We start from the raw sequence: 18,978 nt of genomic DNA, 5'->3' as shown, positions 1-18,978 counted from the left end.
ATGAAATTGACTTACGTTAGGTTGTGCCTGATTTTAAGTTTGGTTGCACTATCATCCAGCCTTATAAATGCGCAGGTGCATCCGGCAGTTGACCGCCAAGCCTTAGGCAAGGTGAAACATCCGGCGTTGCAAGAATTGTCAGGTATTGTGCCTTCTCTGGTCAATCCAAATTGCTTCTGGGTACACAATGATAGTGGTGACGATGCGCATATCTATTTAATCGATTCTGCCGCAAATCTATTGTGCACTTATACGCTAGAAGGTGTGATAGCACGCGATTTTGAAGAGATTGCTTGGATGATGCGCGATGGAAAATATCATTTGGTAGTCGGTGATATTGGCGATAATCGTGCTAAAAGAAAGCATATCACTTTTCATGAATTCGCAGAGCCCGTTTGGGAAAAAGGAGTGCGTAAGGCTGTAATTGCTCACATCAACAGCTTTGAAGTAGTGTATCCAGATGGACCGAGAGATGCGGAAGCATTTTTTGTAGACCCATTGACCAATCAACTCATCTTAATTACCAAGCGTGACTTCCATGTCCACGTGTATAGTGCTGACTTCTTGCAAGAACATACATCATCTGTAGGGCAATCGAGCAAACCATACGTCTTAAAAAGAGAAGCGGAATTACCCTTATTTTTTGTGACGGCTGCTGATATATCGGCCAACGGACAAGATATTTTAGTAAAAAATTTGACCAGTATCTATCATTGGAAACGTAATCCTTCAGAGTCCGTTGTTTCCGCATTGCGTAAACCATACGAGGAAGTGCCTTATGCACCCGAGCCGCAAGGTGAAGGAATTGCTTTTGACCGTGATGGCCGAAGATTTTATACGATTAGTGAGCGACCATTAGGATTGGAATCGTACCTTTATAGGTATCAATTAGTCAAATAATGAAGCTACCTTTTATGTTGCTGTCTTTCCTGCTGCTGTGTCAGCAGCTGATTGGCGCACAAGTCGATACCGTTGAGGTGTATAGCAATAGCATGCAGAAAAATATAAAAGCAGTCGTTGTGCAGCCTGCTAGCAACCTCAACTCCAAACTGCCCACGCTCTATTTACTACATGGCTTCAGCGGTAAATACAATGATTATATTCAGCGTGTCGCCCAATTACAGGAGTTGGTAGATCGCTATCAAATCTTAGTGGTTTGTCCAGATGGTGGCCACAGCTCGTGGTATTGGGACATCGATGGCGACAAGGACTTTCAGTACGAAACTTTCGTGTCCAACGAATTGGTAAACTATATTTCTGCTAATTATCCCGCAAACGAAGAATCGCGCTATCGCGCAATTACCGGTTTTAGTATGGGTGGGCATGGCGCTTTATATCTTGCATTGCGACATCAGGATGTATATGGCGCAGTAGGAAGTATTGCCGGTGGTGTGGATATTCGTCCTTTTCCCAATAACTGGGATATGGAAAAGCGACTAGGAAGCTACGCAGAAAACTCCGCATCTTGGCAGTCGCATACGGTGATGGAAATGCTTCATTTGGCAGGTGGCCAGCCGTTACCAATTTACATTGATTGTGGGCGCGATGATTTCTTTTACGAGGTCAACTTGCGTTTGCACGAGCGCATGACTTATCTCAACATACCGCACCATTATCAAAGTATGCCAGGCAAGCATGACTGGGCATATGTAAGCAAATCGCTTGACTTTCAATTTGCCTTTTTTCATCAGTTTTTCGTTGACTCGGAAAGATAGAATTCTCACTACTAATTATTCATGATGCTTAGGATATTCTTCGCGCTCTGTTCCTTATTGCTATTTACTACCGTTGCTCATGCACAAAATCGGGTCACGTTAAGTGGCTTTGTAAAAAATGCACAATCTGGTGAAACGATGATTGGAGCGATGGTTCGATTTCCCGATTTAGATATTTCGGCCAGCACCAATAGTTATGGTTTCTTTTCGGTACAAGTTCCGGCAGGTACGTACCAAGTGGAAGTTTCCTACATCGGCTACAATACGATCGCTAATACGATCGAATTGAAGCAAAATGTGCAGCGCAGCTTTGAAATTTCCAACGAAAGCAAGGAGATTGAAGAAATCGTAATTTCTGCCTCTTCACGCCCTAACCAAGTGAAAAGTCCGCAAATGGGCGCGCTTAAAATTACAGCAGAAGAAATTAAGAAAGTTCCGGTCATCTTTGGAGAGCCAGACATTCTCAAAACCATTCAACTATTGCCGGGAGTAGCTACAGGCAATGAAGGCTCATCCAACTTCTTTGTACGTGGTGGTGGCGGCGATCAGAACTTGATCTTGCTAGACGAAGCCATCGTATACAATGCGTCGCATTTACTAGGCTTTTTCTCGACTTTCAATTCGGACGCGATTAAAGACGTCAATTTATTTAAAGGTGGTATTCCAGCGCAGTATGGTGGTCGTATCTCGTCGGTGCTCGATATCAATATGCTAGATGGCAACCAAAAAGAATTTGGCGTAGAAGGTGGCGTAGGACTAATCGCTTCGCGCGTGAAAATCGATGGCCCGATTGTAAAGGATAAGAGCTCCTTCATGGTTAGCGGCCGTCGTACGTATGCCGATCTCTTTTTAAAGCTGTCGAATGATGAAAATGTTAACCAAAGTAAGTTGTATTTCTACGACCTGAATGCGAAGATGAATTATAAGATCAATGATCGCAACACGATTTATCTCTCGGGCTACTTCGGTAAGGATGATTTAGGGTATTCCGATCAGTTTAGTTTTGATTGGGGCAATGCCACTGCTACGTTGCGCTGGAACAGTATCCTAAATGAAAAACTGTTTAGCAATACATCCTTGATCTATAGTGATTTCACGTATAATGTGCGCGTGAATAGCAATGATAACGATTTTGGCATCGCCTCACAGATCCAAAATTGGAATTTGAAACAAGATTTTACCTATTATGGCTTCAACAATCATTCCATCCGCTTCGGATTGAATGCCTTGAGTCAAACCATTCGTCCAGCCAGTCTGAGTGCGGCACAAAATAGTTCGGTCAATTCCATCGCGGTCGATACGAGACAAGGAATAGAGTCTGCAATTTACGCTTCAGACGAATGGAAGGTATCAGATCGTTTCTCGATGATTTATGGTTTGCGCCTCACCAATTTTATGGTGATGGGGCCAGGCACATTTTATGATTTTGATGATGATGGGGAAGCTATTGCTGAACAGCAATACGGGCGCGAGGTGGTCAAGAATTACCTCAACCTCGAGCCACGACTTTCGATGAGCTATCTGTTGAACGGTAATAATAGTATTAAGGCGAGCTATAACCGGATTGTACAACATCTACATCAGCTCACCAACACGACTTCGAGTTTGCCAACGGATCAGTATGTCATAAGCAGTGTAAATATCAAACCGCAAATTGCGGATCAGGTTTCATTGGGTTATTTCCAGAACTTTGCTAATAATGGATACGAATTCTCTACCGAGATCTACTACAAGGATATGCGGAATCAGATCGATTTCCGAAATGGTGCCGACTTGCAAGCTAATAATCAGTTGGAAGGCGAATTGCTATTTGGTAAGGGAAGATCTTATGGTATTGAATGGCTTTTACGAAAAAATCGCGGTAGATTAAATGGTTGGGTGAGCTACACTTTAGCAAAAAGTGAGCGTCAATTTGACCAGATCAATGGTGGCGAATGGTTCAATGCGCGACAAGATCGTACGCACGATATCTCCGTTGTGGCGATGTACGAATTGTCGAAACGTTGGACTGCCGGCGCAACATTCGTGTACAATACGGGTAATGCGATTACATTTCCATCCGGGAAATACCAATTGGATGGCAGCACTCGGTTTTATTATACCGAGCGCAACGGTTATCGCATGCCTGATTATCATCGTTTGGATCTTTCGGTGGTTTACGAACCTACGCCAGAAAAAAAACGCTTTAGTTCTAGTTGGGCATTCGGCGTATACAATGCTTACAACCGACGCAATGCGTACATCATCGACTTCCGCGAGAATGAGGTAAATCCCAATATCACGGAGGCCTACAAAATAGCCTTATTCGGAGCCATTCCTTCAGTAACTTGGAATTTTAAGTTTTAGTGTCATGAAAAGATTTTTTATCCCTGCGATTTTTCTTCTGCTGTGTCAATTGCTGTCATCTTGTGAAGAGATCATAGATATTAATTTAAATGATGCCGACCAACGGGTGGTAATCGAAGCAGATCTAAATAATTTGCCCAATACCCAGGTGATCTACGTTTCGCGGACGGTGCCTTTCAACGATGCCAGACCACGCGAAATAGTTGCCGATGCGGTAGTAATGATTGTGGGTCCACGTAATAATGTATTTCCATTCGTGTATTCGGAAGAACATCAAGGTTATATCAATCGTTCTTTCAATGTACGTGAGAATGCCACATATTCGCTCAGTGTAACAGTAGATGGCGAAGTGTATGAATCGACAGAAACGATGCCGGTGGCCGTTCCCGTGGATTCTGTAGGCATGCTACGCGAGAATATATTTAATGATACATATTATTTTGCGACACTGCGCTTCCAAGATCCAGCAGGTGTGCCCAACTACTATAAATACAATGTATCCGTAGATGGCAAGCCGATGAAATTTTTCAGTGTCTTCAGTGACAAGTTCAATGATGGCTTGTATGTCACACATCAAATCGGTAGCGTGGATAATGATATCGAAATGACCTCAAGAGTTATTGTCCGTCGGCAGAGTATTAGTGCTGCGGTGTATCGGTATTGGAATGAGTTTCAATCGACGAACCCTGGATCTGCCGCACCAGCAAATCCGACTTCCAATATTTCAAATGGAGCATTAGGTTATTTCGGCGTGAGTAGCGCTACGGTATATGAGTTTGATTTCTCTACTTATCAAGAATTTAGCAGTCAAGATACATCACAGTAGGGCGAACTCATATCCTTTCTTTTGGAGTCGCTCGATCATGCGTGGCAGGGCGTATTGTACATTAGCAAATGACTTCACATTATCATGAAACACGATAATGCTGCCATTTTTGGTGTATTTTACCGAATTTTTTAAGCACTGTTCGGGGGTGATTTTTGGATCGTAATCGCCCGTGAGTACATCCCACATTACGATTTCGTAGTGTTCTCTCAGTACTTTCAATTGTGATTTTTTAGCTCGACCGTAGGGCGGGCGAAACAGTTTGGCGTCAATCAATTTTTGGCACGCTGCTACATTTTGCAGATAAATGTCTTGTGGCGTATCCCAACCTTTTAAATGCTGCATAGTATGATTGCCCACGGCATGTCCTTCGTTCAGCAGGCGTTTCAAAATGGCTGGATTTTTCTGCACATTTTCACCGACACAAAAAAAAGTAGCCTTTACCTGATGCTGTTTCAAGGTGTCTAAAATCCATGGCGTCACCTCTGGAATGGGTCCATCGTCGAAAGTCAGGTATATTTTTTTTTCCTTTCTCGATCTATTCCAAGTGGCCTCTGGGTAGAAGCTTCGTAGTAGAAATGGAGCTTTGACGATGTGCATGTATTGTATACGTTAAAAATTTATCTCAAATTTAAGCATATAATTCGCTATTTGGGGAATGGTGGTTGACCAAAATCTAAAACAAGGTGAAACGGTTACAGGAATTTTTCAATCTTACGTACAGGGAGCGCAATGGCTTTCTCATTTTTACGGTAGTGATATTGATGATCACACTTGCGCCATTCGTTTGGTATTTCTTTCGCAAGCCAGCACCATTGCCAGCTTATTCGGTACAGACATTTGCAGAACGCCCATCAAAATACCATGCGAATCAAACTAGTGTAAACAAACGCCAGAAACCTCTAAATTTACAACCTTTTGATCCTAATCGGCTACCGGCAGAAGAATGGTCTAAATTAGGTTTATCAGAAAAACAGATCGCGGTGATCCATCGTTATGAGGAACGGGGTGGGGTGTTTAGAAAGAAGGAAGATGTACAGAAGATGTATGTAATCGATGAGAAACTATATCGACAGATAGCCCCTTTTATACGTATTGCGGATGCGAAAACCAAAAGCTCGGAATATGATAAAGAGCAATCTGCTACATCTATGCTTGGATCGAACCCAGATAAGCGTAGTACTTCTGTAGCACAGACCAGAAAAACTGCCGTGCGGATCGATATGAACCGCTCCGATACCACGGATTGGAAGACCATACGTGGTATTGGCAGTACGTATGCTTCACGTATTGTGCGCTATCGAGAATTGTTAGGTGGTTTTCATCAGCTGGAACAATTAAGTGAAGTATACGGATTACCAGGTGAACGATTGGCAGAGTGGTATTTGCAAGTGTACATAGCATCACCTGTGTTGCGTAAAATTCGAATCAATGATATGAATGCGAATGAATTACAGCGTCATCCTTATATTGCTAAGAAACAAGCTGAACGCATTGTACAATACCGCAATCAGCATGGTAAATTTCGGTCAATCGACGATATGCGAAAAATACTGATGCTGGATACAGATTTTTTTACTAAAATTGAACTCTATTTAGATTTCCAACAATAAATGCTCGAAGAAAAACTAAAATCCTTGGTACGTGATGTGCCGAACTTCCCACAACCAGGTATTGTATTTAAAGATATTACCCCGATTCTACAACATGCAGACGTGTGCAGCGAAGTGGTAGTCGAATTTGCCGAACGAATCAAACATTTAGAATTTGATGTGATCGCGGGTATAGAGAGTCGCGGCTTTCTGTTTGGCCTAATGCTGGCGAATCATCTAAACAAACCCTTTGTACCCATTCGTAAGCAAGGAAAATTGCCGCATAAGACGGTCTCCGAATCCTATAAGTTAGAATATGGCCAAGCTACTATTGAGATTCATGAAGATGCTATCGCACCTGGAGCGCGTGTCTTGATTCACGACGATCTTTTGGCCACGGGTGGCACAGTTGTGGCAGCCTCCAAGCTGATCGAAAAAGTGGGTGGAGAAGTGGCTGGTTTTTGTTTTTTAATCAACTTAGCTTTCCTACAAGCCAGCGGACGATTGGATCGTTTTAGCACTAACGTGGTTTCGTTGTTATCGTATCATTAACGAAAAAGACCTTCCTTTTTGTGTGAACCACTAACAGGAAGGTCTTAGATAAATCGTTCGCTCGTAAATACGTTTATTTCGTGTTGAAATTGCTTACAATCTGATATTTATTTGTGCCTAACAGCAAAATGTGCTGCTCTTTTAAGATCGAATACTCTTTGCCACGCACATAAGATAGCTGCTCCTTATTTTGGTACAGAAAATTGCTTTCATTCCTAACTACTTTCATAGCCGAAACCTGTCCAACAGCATCTAAGTCGATAGATAGCGATTGTATATCTACCTCGTCGGATTTTGCGGTATAGGTAATCTGCTGCGCCGTGCTATCCACTTCGTACATATCCTGATAGGCTGCCTTAGATAAATCGATCGATAAGAAAGCACCTAATTCCGCATTCCAATCTTTGATGTGCATGACCTTAGTTTCCTGATCATCATCTTTTCCTACCGTTTTTTGCACGATGGGATTGTGATGCTGCAAGCTGTCTACTTCTTTTTTGAAGAAAGAATGCACCGCATAATATTCAGAGGCATTTTCTGATGCATTTGTAGCATCAGATTCTGCGCAACTTTGCAATAGCAGTATGCCGCATAGCAAAGCTACAGGAAAGGAAAGCAGTAACTTAATGTTATACCAATACATTGCCAGTCATTTCCTCCGGAATAGGTAAATCCATCAGGCGTAGTACGGTAGGAGCTACATCTCCTAATTTTCCGTCTTTAACCGATTTATAACGTTCGTCAATCACAATACATGGTACCAAGTTCGTGGTATGTGCCGTGTTAACCGATCCATCTGCGTTCAGCATGAATTCTGAGTTCCCGTGATCTGCCAAAATGATGAAGGAATAACCATGTGCTAACCCTTTTTCAACAACTTGTTTGGTGCAGTAATCAACTGTTTCTACCGCTTTTACGACTGCATCAAAAACGCCAGTGTGACCTACCATATCAGGGTTGGCAAAGTTCAGGCAGATAAAGTCAGGCTGATTTTCGTCCATATCTTTCGTGATCGCGTCAACGATTCCATGTGCGCTCATCTCTGGCTGCAAATCATATGTTGCCACCTTTGGAGAAGGGACTAGCAAACGGCTTTCGTTCGGAAAAGCATCTTCCTGTCCGCCCGAGAAGAAGAAGGTTACGTGCGGATATTTCTCCGTTTCAGCAATACGAACTTGCGTTTTGCCTTCACCGGCTAAAATCTGACCTAAGGTGTTTGTCAAATTGTCTTTTCTAAATACAACTTCAACACCTTTAAACGTGTCATCATACGAAGTTAATGTTACGTAGTGTAATGAAAGGGGCTTCATATCGTACTCTGCAAATTCTTCTTGCGTAAGTGCAATGGTGATTTCGCGACCGCGATCGGTGCGGAAATTATAGCAGATCACCACATCGCCTGGCTGAATCGTAGTCACCGGTTTGCCATCTGTGCCAGCGACAGCTAGAGGTTCGATAAACTCATCGGTAATTCCTTCCGCATACGATGTCTTAATAGAAGCAACAAGGTCATTCGTCAACGTGCCCGTTCCGTGCACCAATAAATCATACGTTTTCTTGACGCGTTCCCAGCGGTTATCTCTGTCCATCGCATAGTAGCGACCAATAGCAGAAGCTAATGTGCCGACAGAGTGCGTTAGATGTTGTTGTAAATCTTGTAAATAGCCTACACCGCCGTTTGGATCGGTATCACGACCATCTGTAAAAGCGTGAATAAATACTTGATCGTTGGTCAAACCGGCATGCTTTGCCGCGTCACAAAGACCTTTCAAATGTTCGATATGCGCGTGCACACCACCATCGGAAAGTAAGCCGATGAAATGTACCTTTTTATGATTTGCTTTTGCGATTTCAAGGGCCTTTTGAATAACAGGGTCGCTGTTGAATTCGCCTTCGCGTACGGCTTTGTTTATTCTACCTAATTCTTGGTATACGACACGACCTGCTCCCAAGTTCATGTGACCCACTTCCGAATTGCCCATCTGTCCGTGTGGCAAGCCCACAGCTTCGCCAGAAGCTTCTAATTTGGAGTGAGGATATGTTTCAAATAGTTGGTCTAAAAAAGGCGTTTTGGAAGCCAAGACCGCATTGGATTCGTCATTTTTACCGTAGCCTAATCCATCTAAGATTAAAAGTGCTACCTTTTTCGTGTTTAAGCTCATTACTACAAATATACTTGTTATGAAAAGAAAATAAGGCAACCAACTGTAAATAGTGACGCCCGAAGCGCTTGGCATAAAAATTGATAAATGTTTAAACATAATATTATCTATCTACTACTATGATTACATTTATTTTCGAGGGATCGGAGGTTGAATGATGTTGTTTAAATCTTTACTGATGTTACCGTTAGCGCTTATCATGTTGACCGATATCTTGGGCAATGCCGAACAGGATATTTATCAAGGTCTTAAGGAGGGTAATGTAAAAAAAATTGCTGCTTATTTTTCCGACAACGTCTCCATCACGCTCAGAAATGAAACGGGTTATTACTCGAAATTTCAATCGGAAATGGTGTTGAAAGAATTTTTGAGAAATTATCGTGCAGTGGATGTAAAATCCGTTCCTGTCAAAAATGATAAGCAGAATTATAGGGCCTACGAATTTGTAACTTCCTCGAGTACTTTTCGGGTTTTTGTGCGCTTTGATATCGAAAGCGAAAAAATACGAATAAGCGAATTACGCATTGAATAACGCAACATTTTTAGGGCATTGCTTTCGATTCAGCCAAATTTTTTCCATATTCGCTTAAATTATCAAGGTCATATGGATAGGAATTTTCGGGAACGACTGCATCAGTTTGTGGAGTTAGCGATGATGGAAGATGTAGGTGAAGGAGATCATACGACACTTTCTACTGTTTCTGTCGCACAATCTGGCGAAGCCAAATTACTGGTGAAAGAGTCAGGTATACTTGCCGGTGTTGAAGTCGGAATCGAAATCATTCAATACATAGATCCAGCGATAGAGGTCGAAAAACTCCTTTCTGACGGAGATCAAGTCATGATCGGTGATATCGTGCTCTATATGCGTGGAAAGATTCATTCCATTCTTAAAATTGAGAGACTGTTGCTCAACGTGATGCAACGCATGTCGGGCATTGCTAGTCGCACACGGGAATATGTTCATTTATTACAGGGGACATCTACTCAGGTGTTGGATACGCGAAAGACTACACCCGGAATCCGGTTTTTAGAAAAAGAAGCTGTACGCATTGGAGGCGGTGCTAATCATCGTTTTGGATTGTACGATATGATTCTGATCAAAGATAATCACGTCGATTACGCAGGTGGAATTACCGCTGCACTGAATAGTGCATTTAGCTATCGCGCAGCGCACGGACTTCGTATTCCAATAGAAATCGAAGTACGCAATGAGCAGGAATTACAAGAAGTGCTAGATTCTACAGACAAAGTGGATCGGGTAATGTTGGATAATTTTACCCCAGAAGAAACAGAAAAAGCCGTCAACCGGATCGCGGGAAGATTAATTACGGAATCTTCGGGCGGCATAACGTTCGATACCATCAGAGCGTATGCGCTGGCTGGCGTGGATTATATATCCGTTGGTGCACTAACGCATTCTGTCAAGAGTTTGGATTTAAGTCTGAAAGCCAAATTAATTTAGTAAATTTAGTAGCATGATTTCCCTTTATCTGTCTGGCATCGTTATATTGGCTTATCTCTTTGGTTCTATCCCTACTGCGGTATGGTTTGGACAAGCCTTTTACGGAGTAGATGTGCGTGAGTATGGAAGTGGCAACGCAGGTGCTACGAATACCTTTAGGGTATTAGGTGGCAAGGCGGGATCTGTCGTAATGTTTGTGGATATCTTGAAAGGATGGACCGCTACGAATTTACCTTATCTACTGGATTCTTCGGTCATTGGAAATGACAATGCCTCTACATTTGTAAATTTTCAGCTCGCATTGGGCGTTATTGCGGTCATCGGACATCTTTTCCCCATTTTTGCAGGATTTCGCGGTGGGAAAGGAGTGGCCACACTTTTTGGAATGGTACTCGCCATTCACTTCTATGCTGCACTGATGTGTGTAAGCGTATTCATCGTCATTCTTTTGCTAACACATTATGTGTCACTTGGTTCTATTATGGCCGGTTTCACATTTCCTTTTAGTATCGCTTTTATTTTCAAAACCAGTGTACCGTCTATTTTATTGTATGGCATAGCGATTTGTGCGCTGATCTTAGTGACACATCAGAAGAATATTGAACGGCTGCTAAAGGGGCATGAATCTAAAATATATTTGTTTCGAAAGAAGTCTGGTTAATTTTAGGCATAGCATTTGTGTTTCTCTACTGAACTACAGAACCCCATATTGTTAAACACATTTATTAGTATGAAAAAAATTGCAAAATATATACCGTTAGCCTTAATATCTGCCGTATTAGTTGGTTGTGCCACCTCAGCCATTACTGGTCGCAAATACCTGAGATTAGTTGATTCAGAGACAATTAACCAGCAAGCCTCTGTTGCCTATAAAGAGTTTTTAGGGAGCAATAGTTCGAAAGTAGTTACTGGTACCGCTCAGGCGACGATGGTGAAGAATGTGGGTAATCGTATTGCGACAGCTACACAGCAATTTTTAACAGAACGTGGTTTAGCAGACAAATTCAACTTTAACTGGGAATTTAATCTCGTAGAAAGTCCAGATGTAAATGCTTGGTGTATGCCCGGAGGAAAAGTAGCTGTTTATACCGGTATTTTGCCGATAACGGCAACGGAAGCTGGTTTGGCAACGGTAATGGGACATGAGATTGCGCATGCAATCGAAGAACACTCTGTAGCGCAAATATCTAATCAGATGGCTTTGCAGCTCGGTGGTGCAGTGCTTGGTGGCGCAGCACAAATCAGCAATAGCAAAAGTGTAGGTATATTTAATCAGGTTTATGGTATCGGCGGTAATATCGGTATGTTGAGCTTTTCTAGACAGGATGAGTTGGCGGCCGACCGTGCAGGAATTATAATCATGGCACTAGCTGGATATGACCCTAATGAAGCGGTGCAATTTTGGAGCAGAATGGCCAATGCTAAGTCAGGTCAATCGCAGCCGGAGTTCCTGAGTACGCACCCTAGCGATGCGCGGCGTATTAGCCAATTGGAATCATTAGTACCAGAGGCAATGAAATACTATAGAAAATAAGTATCAGAGAATCTGATAAGTAAAAGGAAGATCCCGAAAAGGATCTTCCTTTTTTTGTAAGAATAGATTGATGATTTAAAAATATCTCATAACGAGTGGTTTATGAGCGTTATAAATCCAATGGAGACATCAGAATGACTTCTCTACTTTCTAATAAAGGCACTATTTGAGCCACTATTACTTCCTGAAAATGTGCAGAAGCACGATGAAAGTCTAAAGCGTCTTGATCTTTATATTTTTCAAAAAGTATCAACGTGTTACTGTTGTCATTGCCTTGATACACTTCGTATTTCAGATTACCATCTTCGTGTGTACTTTTGGCGACAGCTTCATTCAATAAAGACAAAACTGTTTCTAAGTGACCTTGTTTTACTTGCCATTTAGCAAACGTGGTGATGTTTTTTTTCGTCATGATTTATTGTGTTTTGCGATAATCAATACCATTTAATAATGAAGTATTGCCTTCCCTTGTTATATTATTATTTTCCGGTCAATATAGCGACAACTTTTTGGCCTACACCTTTTGCTGAAGCGGGATTTTGCCCAGTAACTATTTGTCCGTCCTGAATACTTTGTTCTTGCCAAGGTTCTGCTTCATGAAATATAGCGCCTTGTGCGACCAGAGCTGTTTGCAGATCGAATGGAACATCGGCTCTAGCATAGTTATCTTCTTCTTTTGTAGTAAACGATGAGATATTTTTACCTGCAACAAGATAAGTATCATCATTTAATTTGGCATTTAGGAAAGCTACCGGCCCATGACATACGGCACTGATTATGGCACCACGCTCATAGGTATCTACAACTACCTTTTTCAATAATTCATTTTCAGGCATATCGACCATCGGTGCTAGTCCTCCCGGAATAAATATCGCGTCGTATACATTAGTGTCCACATCTTCCAATTTAGAAGCTTTTTGCATTAAATTCCAGCCATCACCTATTAAAAAATTAAGGTTGTCAGGATCATTTGCTAATTGTAGTGCGTCTAAGTATGGGGTATCACCAGTTAAGGAAGCAAAGTCAATGTGAAATCCAGCTTTTACAAACTCGGCATAAGGGTGCGCAACTTCTGGTAAAAAAACACCTGTTCTTCTGTTGTTCGGTCCAATCGCATTAGCATTGGAGGCGATTATTAAAACTTTTTTGCTCATGATATCTTAGTTTTTAAATGGATATATTATTGCTTTTGATATATCAAAGATACTATGAACTGCTGCCCCTTAGGAAGGAGGCAACGCACTAAAACCGTGTGACCGAAATCACATCGTATGAAAGAAAATATATATCTAGATAGCGTATGATTTGTTCATACTATACCCAGAGGGAGGGCTGGTGTACGCACGAAGTCGACAATGATCGACAACTTCTTATAGGTATGTTTTCTATTAAATGCTACTTATTTAGAATACAATCTACTCAACGTTTCGCGACTTACCCCAAGGTATTCAGCAATCAGTCTTTTTGGAAGGCGTTGTAATAAATCAGGATAGAGTTGAACAAATTTCTCATAACGTTCCTGTGGTGTGCTGGAAAGCAATAGCCGAATCCGTTGTTGCAATGCTATGTATCCGTTGGTGAGTTTTAAACGGTAGAAATGTTCCATCTTATGAAATTCTGCAGAAAGCTTTTCCCTTGTTTCCAAAGTAGAAGCCAATACTTCTCCTGCTTCTATACATTGAATAAAAACCGTTGCTTTCGTCTCTTGGAAAAATGCTTGATAATCACTCATCCACCAGTTTTCTTTAGCAAATTGAATAATGTGTTCTTTACCTTGATCATCCAAAAATATAACTTTATAGAGCCCGGATAAGACAAGAAACTCGTATTTTACATCATCATCTTCGTGTAGCAAATATTGATTTTTTAGTATACGCTTCTTCGTAAAATGAGGATGGATAAATTCAAATTCTTCATCGGCTAAAGAAGTGATTTGTTCAATATGTTGCCGAAGTGTTTCCATGATAGATCGAAAATGTTTTAAAACTAAAGCAATTTAAACATTAATTTAGAATTTCGTTATTAACTGTGTGTTTTGGGAATACTATCCATCCACTCCACGTAACAAACTGTTGAGTAAGTCGTGTGCTCAAAAAAACAGTGCACCTTTCTCCACCTGCAGACTATTGTTTTACAAGTCGTTATGCCATAACGGATTCAGTGGTTTTGCAAGTTTATGTCTTTCACTAATATTCTTTTGTAACAAAATGATGGGAAGCGCTACTAATACCTTAAAAAAACTAACACCATGGATTTAGTAATCAATAATCTAAACAAAACATATGAAAATGGCGTAAAGGCGCTTGATGGTATCAACTTGCGCATCAAGCCGGGCATGTTTGGATTACTGGGCCCTAATGGAGCTGGAAAATCGACCTTAATGCGTACCATCGCCACGCTGCAGCGTCCTGATACGGGTGAAATTTCATTTGGAGATATTGATGTGTTGAAAGATCCTATGCAATTACGTCATGTACTGGGCTATCTTCCGCAGGAATTTGGCGTTTATCCTAATATGTCGGCCGAAGATCTGCTGGATTACTTTGCACACTTGAAGGGCATCAGTAGCCGAGCTGATCGTAAGAAAATCGTGCAAAAAGTGTTGGAGATCACTAACCTGTATCAGGTGAAGTCCAAAAACGTCAGTGGTTACTCCGGCGGGATGAAACAACGCTTTGGTATTGCACAATTATTGCTCAACGATCCAAAACTTATTATCGTAGACGAACCAACAGCAGGCTTAGATCCGGCTGAGAGACAACGCTTCCTCAATGTACTGCGCGAGATTGGTACCAGTCATACCGTTATTTTTTCAACACATATCGTGGATGATGTACGGGAATTGTGCCACGAACTGGCCATCGTGAATGGCGGAAGAGTGCTATACCGGGGAAGTTCTCAAGCGGGTGAAGACGAATTGCAAGGTAAGATCTGGACAAGTAACATTGATCGAGAAAATTTTGATGCAGTCAATAGCCAATACAATGTCATTTCTTCCAGTTATAATCGCGACAATTCGCTCAATATTCGGGTATTTGCAGAGCAAAATCCGGGTGAACAGTTTGTCGGTGCAAAGCCGATCTTGGAAGACGTATATTTTGTATCATTAAAGGGAGATAACCAACATGTTTAGTACCATATTTAATTTCGAGATCACGCGTTGGTTGCGCAATCCGGTGTTTTACGTGTACTGCGTTTTGTTTTTTGCTATATCGGTATTCTCCACGATGTCATCATTAGGTGCGTTCGACGGCGTAACTGTCACAACATCAAGTCCTACCTATGTCAATTCTCCAATCAATATCGCAGGTTTTCTCAATGCATTTTCTACGTTAGTCTATTTCCTGTTGCCTACCATTATTGGAGCGTCGGTTTTCCGGGATTATCAGTATCAGGTGCATCAGGTGATGTTCTCTTATCCACTGACGAAGTCAGCCTATCTGGGTGCCAAGTTCCTGAGTAGCTTACTCATTACCTTGCTAATTCCGGTAGCCTGTATGTTGGGTTTCTTTGTTGGTCAATACATGCCTAATGTAAATAAGGATCTTTTGGGACCCAATAATATATTGGCTTATCTACAAGCTTTTTCCGTGCTCATCATACCAAACATGGTATTGTTTGGCTTGATGGTATTCGCTGTCGTCAATTACTCGCGAAATATTTACGTCGGATTCATCTTTGTCCTGCTACTTTTTGTATTACAAACGGTACTAGACAATATGACTCGGAATATGGATAATCTGTATACCGTAGCATTACTGGATCCGTTTGGTTTTAATCCAATCAGTTATTATTCTAAATATTGGAGTGTCGAAGAACAAAATACGCGCTTTTTACCGATATCTGGCGTACTGCTATACAATCGATTGATTTGGCTTGGCGTAGCTGCTGTGATTGGCACATTAGTTTATCGTGCATTTAACTTCTCACACCACGGTCACCAGATTGGTAGACGTAAGTCTGGCAAGCGCCTTATTAAAGAGAATTTTGGTAGTGTAATGAAGATCGATTTGCCAAAAGTGGATCTGATTTATAGTTTTTGGAGTCGATTAGCTGTAGCTTTCCGCTTATCGTGGTACGATCTGAAGGCCATTGTGCGCAATTGGACTTTCATCGTTATCATGGTGATTGCGGTGTTGATGGTGCTGATTGTGACCGAATCGGTGGGTAGTATAATGGGGACAGAAACGTATCCGGTGACTTGGAAGTTGCTTTCCACGATCGGGTCGGTATATAGCTTCTTCATTGTTATTCTGGTTTTCCTTTTTGCGGGGATATTGATTCAGCGCGCGCGTATGGCCAAAATGGATCTTCTGGTAGATTCAACAGCGATTCCGAATTGGGCACTATTCCTTTCTAAAGCACTCGCTTTAGTACAGATGACCATGCTGATTTTATTTATCAGTATGCTGACGGGTATCGGATATCAAGCGTATCAAGGATTTTATCATTTTGAGGTCGGCCATTATCTAATGGAACTTTTTGTGTTGGATCTTCCAAAATACGTGGTGTATATACTCTTTGCGCTCTTTATACATTCGTTTTTCAAGAATTATTTTGTCGGATTTATAGTCTGTTTGATCCTATACATAGGTCTTCCATTTCTTTCTAAAATCGGGATTGAGCAAGCTATTTTTAAATTCAATATGGCGACGGGCTATGAATATTCAGATATGAATGGCTACGGTAGCTTGCGGGAATACTTCTACTACCGCTTGTATTGGTTTCTGTTTGCAGTGATGTTAGCCGGTCTTGCGTTGCTATTTTGGCGTCGTGGACTGATGGGCAATCTAAAAGGACGATTCAGCACATTGCGGCAGCGCGCTACAGCAATCCTGATCGTGCCTACGGCATTAGCGGCCGTTGCATTTCTGGGTTTGGGATATGCTATCTACTACCACAATAATGTGGCGGAGCCATACATTTCTGATCAAGACAGAGAAAAAACATCCGTAAATATCGAGAAGACCTATGGGCACTATGCCGATAAGGCAGCACCGCGACTGATCGACGTAAAATTGAATATGGATATCTTTCCCGAAGAACGCGATTATACAGCGGCTATTCGCATGCGTTATGTGAATAAAACGAATGAAGCTATTGATACGCTATTTATGTCGCACAACGACAATATTACTTCGGAGAATTTTTCCATAGAAAACAGTACGGTCATCAACGATACGATCGCCAACATTCGGATTTATGCCTTAGCAAGGCCATTGCAGCCATTGGATACGATGGAAATGGAATTCTCTTTTGCCAATGAGCCGAACACATTTTTAAAAGATAAATCGCCCATCTTGTCCAACGGAACATTTTTGAATAGTAGTATGTTTCCCACATTCGCCTATGATCCAAGAATGGAACTCGATGATAATAAAGTGAGAGCGAAGTACGGACTGCCGCCTAAAGATCGTATGCCTGATCCAACGGATGAAGCAGCATTGGGTAATAATTATATCTCGCACGACGCCGATTGGATCGATTTCGAGGCGACGGTGAGCACCTCGCCCGATCAGATCGCCATCGCACCGGGTTATTTGCAAAAAGAGTGGATCGGAGATGATGGTAGACGGTATTTCCATTATCAGATGGATAATAAAATGTTGAATTTTTATTCGATCATCTCTGCTCGTTTTGAGGTTATGCGTGATTCCTTGAACGATGTGAATTTGGAGATTTATTATCACCGGGATCATACCTACAATCTTGCACGGATGATGGCTTCGATGAAAAAATCGCTGGAATATTACGAAGCCAACTTTAGTCCGTATCAGTTTACGCAGTTGCGTGTGATCGAGTTTCCCAAAACACATGGCACATTCGCGCAAGCATTTGCCAATACGGTGCCATTTTCAGAAGCGATTGGTTTTATTGCCCAGGTAGATGAAGATAATCCGAATGGTATCGATTATCCATATAGCGTCATCGCGCATGAATTTGCACACCAATGGTGGGCGCATCAGGTCATCGGCGCAGGCGTAAAAGGTGCCACAATGATGTCGGAGTCGTTGGCAGAATACAGTTCGCTGAAAGTGTTGGAAGAAACGTATGGTAAGCATCAAATGCGCCGCTTTCTAAAAGAAGCGTTGGATAGTTACCTGCGCGGTCGCGCCACGGAGCAATTGGGCGAAAATCCGTTGATGTTTAATGAAAATCAGGCTTATATTCACTACAACAAGGGTTCTCTGGCGATGTATGCCCTGAGCGATCTCATGGGCGAGACGGCCTTTAATGCGCTATTGAGTGATTACATTGATGCAGTGGCATTTCAATATCCACCATATACCACTTCATTAGAATTTGTGGATCTGCTGAAAGAACACGTGCCCGATTCGCTACAGTATGCCGTACGAGATATGTATGAAACGATCACCTTGTACGATAACAAGATTACTAATATAAGTTCGAAGGAATTGGCCAATGGAAAATATGAGGTCGATATAGAATTTCAAGTATCGAAGTATCGTACCGATGCAAAAGGTAAAAAAAGCTTTGAAGACGCTGCTGGCACGGGTATAAAAACCAAAGTAGATGGCGTCGAAGTACAGTCTCTGCCACTCAAGGATTATGTAGATATTGCGATCTTCGGAGAGCCCCAAAAAACAGGGAAGCACGATGTGGAGAATCCAATCTATATGAAACGCATCAAGATCGATCAGATCAATAACAAGATGCAAATAATAGTAGATAGCAAGCCGCTAGAAGTAGGCGTAGATCCGAATAATAAATTGATAGATACCGATTCTAATGATAATCGGAAGAAGATATAGTTTAATTTTATCT

At 41.8% G+C, this 18,978-nt stretch carries 18 protein-coding genes; 12 read left to right on the top strand and 6 right to left on the bottom strand.

Translation table 11 applies throughout. From position 1 onward, the window contains the following. From GKO22_RS06545 to GKO22_RS06530, 4 genes are read left to right on the top strand one after another with little or no spacing between them, the layout of a single operon-like run. The gene (locus tag GKO22_RS06545) at positions 1 to 900 is read left to right on the top strand and encodes a hypothetical protein (protein WP_166333405.1); all 900 of its coding nucleotides are present in this window, start codon (positions 1 to 3) and stop codon (positions 898 to 900) included. Then, entirely contained in the window at positions 900 to 1,715 is an 816-nt protein-coding gene (locus GKO22_RS06540) for an alpha/beta hydrolase (protein WP_166333403.1), read from the top strand. Before GKO22_RS06545 ends, GKO22_RS06540 begins: the two co-directional genes overlap by 1 nt. Before the next feature lie 21 nt (positions 1,716 to 1,736). Next, positions 1,737 to 4,061: a TonB-dependent receptor gene (locus GKO22_RS06535; RefSeq protein ID WP_317165704.1), complete on the top strand. Its 2,325-nt coding sequence runs from the start codon at positions 1,737 to 1,739 to the stop codon at positions 4,059 to 4,061. A gap of 4 nt (positions 4,062 to 4,065) precedes the next feature. Further along, positions 4,066 to 4,887, top strand: a complete 822-nt coding sequence (locus GKO22_RS06530) for a DUF4249 domain-containing protein (protein WP_166333401.1) — start codon at positions 4,066 to 4,068, stop codon at positions 4,885 to 4,887. Here GKO22_RS06530 and GKO22_RS06525 read toward each other — a convergent pair. Further along, entirely contained in the window at positions 4,879 to 5,487 is a 609-nt protein-coding gene (locus GKO22_RS06525; RefSeq protein WP_166333399.1) for a polysaccharide deacetylase family protein, read from the bottom strand. The genes GKO22_RS06530 and GKO22_RS06525 overlap by 9 nt on opposite strands. Positions 5,488 to 5,573: 86 nt before the next feature. Here GKO22_RS06525 and GKO22_RS06520 point away from each other — a divergent pair, with 86 nt between their 5' ends. Beyond that, complete coding sequence (locus GKO22_RS06520; RefSeq protein ID WP_166333397.1) at positions 5,574 to 6,500, top strand: ComEA family DNA-binding protein; 927 nt, start codon at positions 5,574 to 5,576, stop codon at positions 6,498 to 6,500. Further along, on the top strand, positions 6,501 to 7,031 hold the full coding sequence (locus GKO22_RS06515; protein WP_166333395.1) for an adenine phosphoribosyltransferase: 531 nt from the start codon (positions 6,501 to 6,503) through the stop codon (positions 7,029 to 7,031). It begins immediately after the preceding gene. Positions 7,032 to 7,104: 73 nt separating this feature from the next. On the opposite strand, the gene GKO22_RS06510 is transcribed toward GKO22_RS06515, so the two are convergent. Both GKO22_RS06510 and gpmI read right to left on the bottom strand, forming a co-directional pair. Then, on the bottom strand, positions 7,105 to 7,674 hold the full coding sequence (locus tag GKO22_RS06510) for a hypothetical protein (protein ID WP_166333393.1): 570 nt from the start codon (positions 7,672 to 7,674) through the stop codon (positions 7,105 to 7,107). Further along, positions 7,661 to 9,193, bottom strand: coding sequence for a 2,3-bisphosphoglycerate-independent phosphoglycerate mutase (gene gpmI / locus GKO22_RS06505; RefSeq protein ID WP_166333391.1), 1,533 nt, complete (start codon positions 9,191 to 9,193; stop codon positions 7,661 to 7,663). The genes GKO22_RS06510 and gpmI overlap by 14 nt, the downstream gene beginning before the upstream one ends. Before the next feature lie 178 nt (positions 9,194 to 9,371). Between gpmI and GKO22_RS06500 the strand changes: the two genes are divergently transcribed. From GKO22_RS06500 to GKO22_RS06485, 4 genes are all read left to right on the top strand, one after another. After that, positions 9,372 to 9,725, top strand: coding sequence for a DUF4783 domain-containing protein (locus GKO22_RS06500; RefSeq protein WP_166333389.1), 354 nt, complete (start codon positions 9,372 to 9,374; stop codon positions 9,723 to 9,725). A gap of 72 nt (positions 9,726 to 9,797) precedes the next feature. Beyond that, positions 9,798 to 10,658, top strand: coding sequence for a carboxylating nicotinate-nucleotide diphosphorylase (gene nadC, locus GKO22_RS06495; protein WP_166333387.1), 861 nt, complete (start codon positions 9,798 to 9,800; stop codon positions 10,656 to 10,658). A gap of 13 nt (positions 10,659 to 10,671) precedes the next feature. Continuing rightward, positions 10,672 to 11,319, top strand: a complete 648-nt coding sequence (gene plsY, locus GKO22_RS06490) for a glycerol-3-phosphate 1-O-acyltransferase PlsY (protein WP_166333385.1) — start codon at positions 10,672 to 10,674, stop codon at positions 11,317 to 11,319. Between the two features lie 69 nt (positions 11,320 to 11,388). Further along, the gene (locus GKO22_RS06485) at positions 11,389 to 12,192 is read left to right on the top strand and encodes a M48 family metallopeptidase (RefSeq protein WP_166333383.1); all 804 of its coding nucleotides are present in this window, start codon (positions 11,389 to 11,391) and stop codon (positions 12,190 to 12,192) included. Positions 12,193 to 12,301: 109 nt separating this feature from the next. Here the strand turns inward: GKO22_RS06485 and GKO22_RS06480 are convergent, their stop codons facing one another. The 3 genes from GKO22_RS06480 to GKO22_RS06470 all read right to left on the bottom strand — a co-directional run bounded on the left by GKO22_RS06480 (position 12,302) and on the right by GKO22_RS06470 (position 14,155). After that, positions 12,302 to 12,604 (bottom strand): putative quinol monooxygenase, encoded by a 303-nt coding sequence (locus GKO22_RS06480; protein WP_166333381.1) that lies wholly within the window; start codon positions 12,602 to 12,604, stop codon positions 12,302 to 12,304. A 67-nt stretch (positions 12,605 to 12,671) separates the two neighbouring features. Further along, the gene (locus GKO22_RS06475; RefSeq protein WP_166333379.1) at positions 12,672 to 13,346 is read right to left on the bottom strand and encodes a type 1 glutamine amidotransferase domain-containing protein; all 675 of its coding nucleotides are present in this window, start codon (positions 13,344 to 13,346) and stop codon (positions 12,672 to 12,674) included. Positions 13,347 to 13,591: 245 nt separating this feature from the next. Then, positions 13,592 to 14,155, bottom strand: a complete 564-nt coding sequence (locus GKO22_RS06470) for a Crp/Fnr family transcriptional regulator (protein ID WP_166333377.1) — start codon at positions 14,153 to 14,155, stop codon at positions 13,592 to 13,594. A gap of 285 nt (positions 14,156 to 14,440) precedes the next feature. Between GKO22_RS06470 and GKO22_RS06465 the strand changes: the two genes are divergently transcribed. Further along, positions 14,441 to 15,325: an ABC transporter ATP-binding protein gene (locus tag GKO22_RS06465; protein ID WP_166333375.1), complete on the top strand. Its 885-nt coding sequence runs from the start codon at positions 14,441 to 14,443 to the stop codon at positions 15,323 to 15,325. Then, positions 15,318 to 18,965, top strand: a complete 3,648-nt coding sequence (locus GKO22_RS06460; protein ID WP_166333373.1) for an ABC transporter permease/M1 family aminopeptidase — start codon at positions 15,318 to 15,320, stop codon at positions 18,963 to 18,965. The genes GKO22_RS06465 and GKO22_RS06460 overlap by 8 nt, the downstream gene beginning before the upstream one ends. The last annotated feature ends 13 nt before the right edge of the window (positions 18,966 to 18,978 follow it).

It is taken from the genome of Sphingobacterium chungjuense, from assembly GCF_011316935.1.
GTDB classification, from domain to species: Bacteria; Bacteroidota; Bacteroidia; order Sphingobacteriales; family Sphingobacteriaceae; genus Sphingobacterium; species Sphingobacterium chungjuense.
This window is presented reverse-complemented; position numbering and strand designations above follow the sequence as displayed.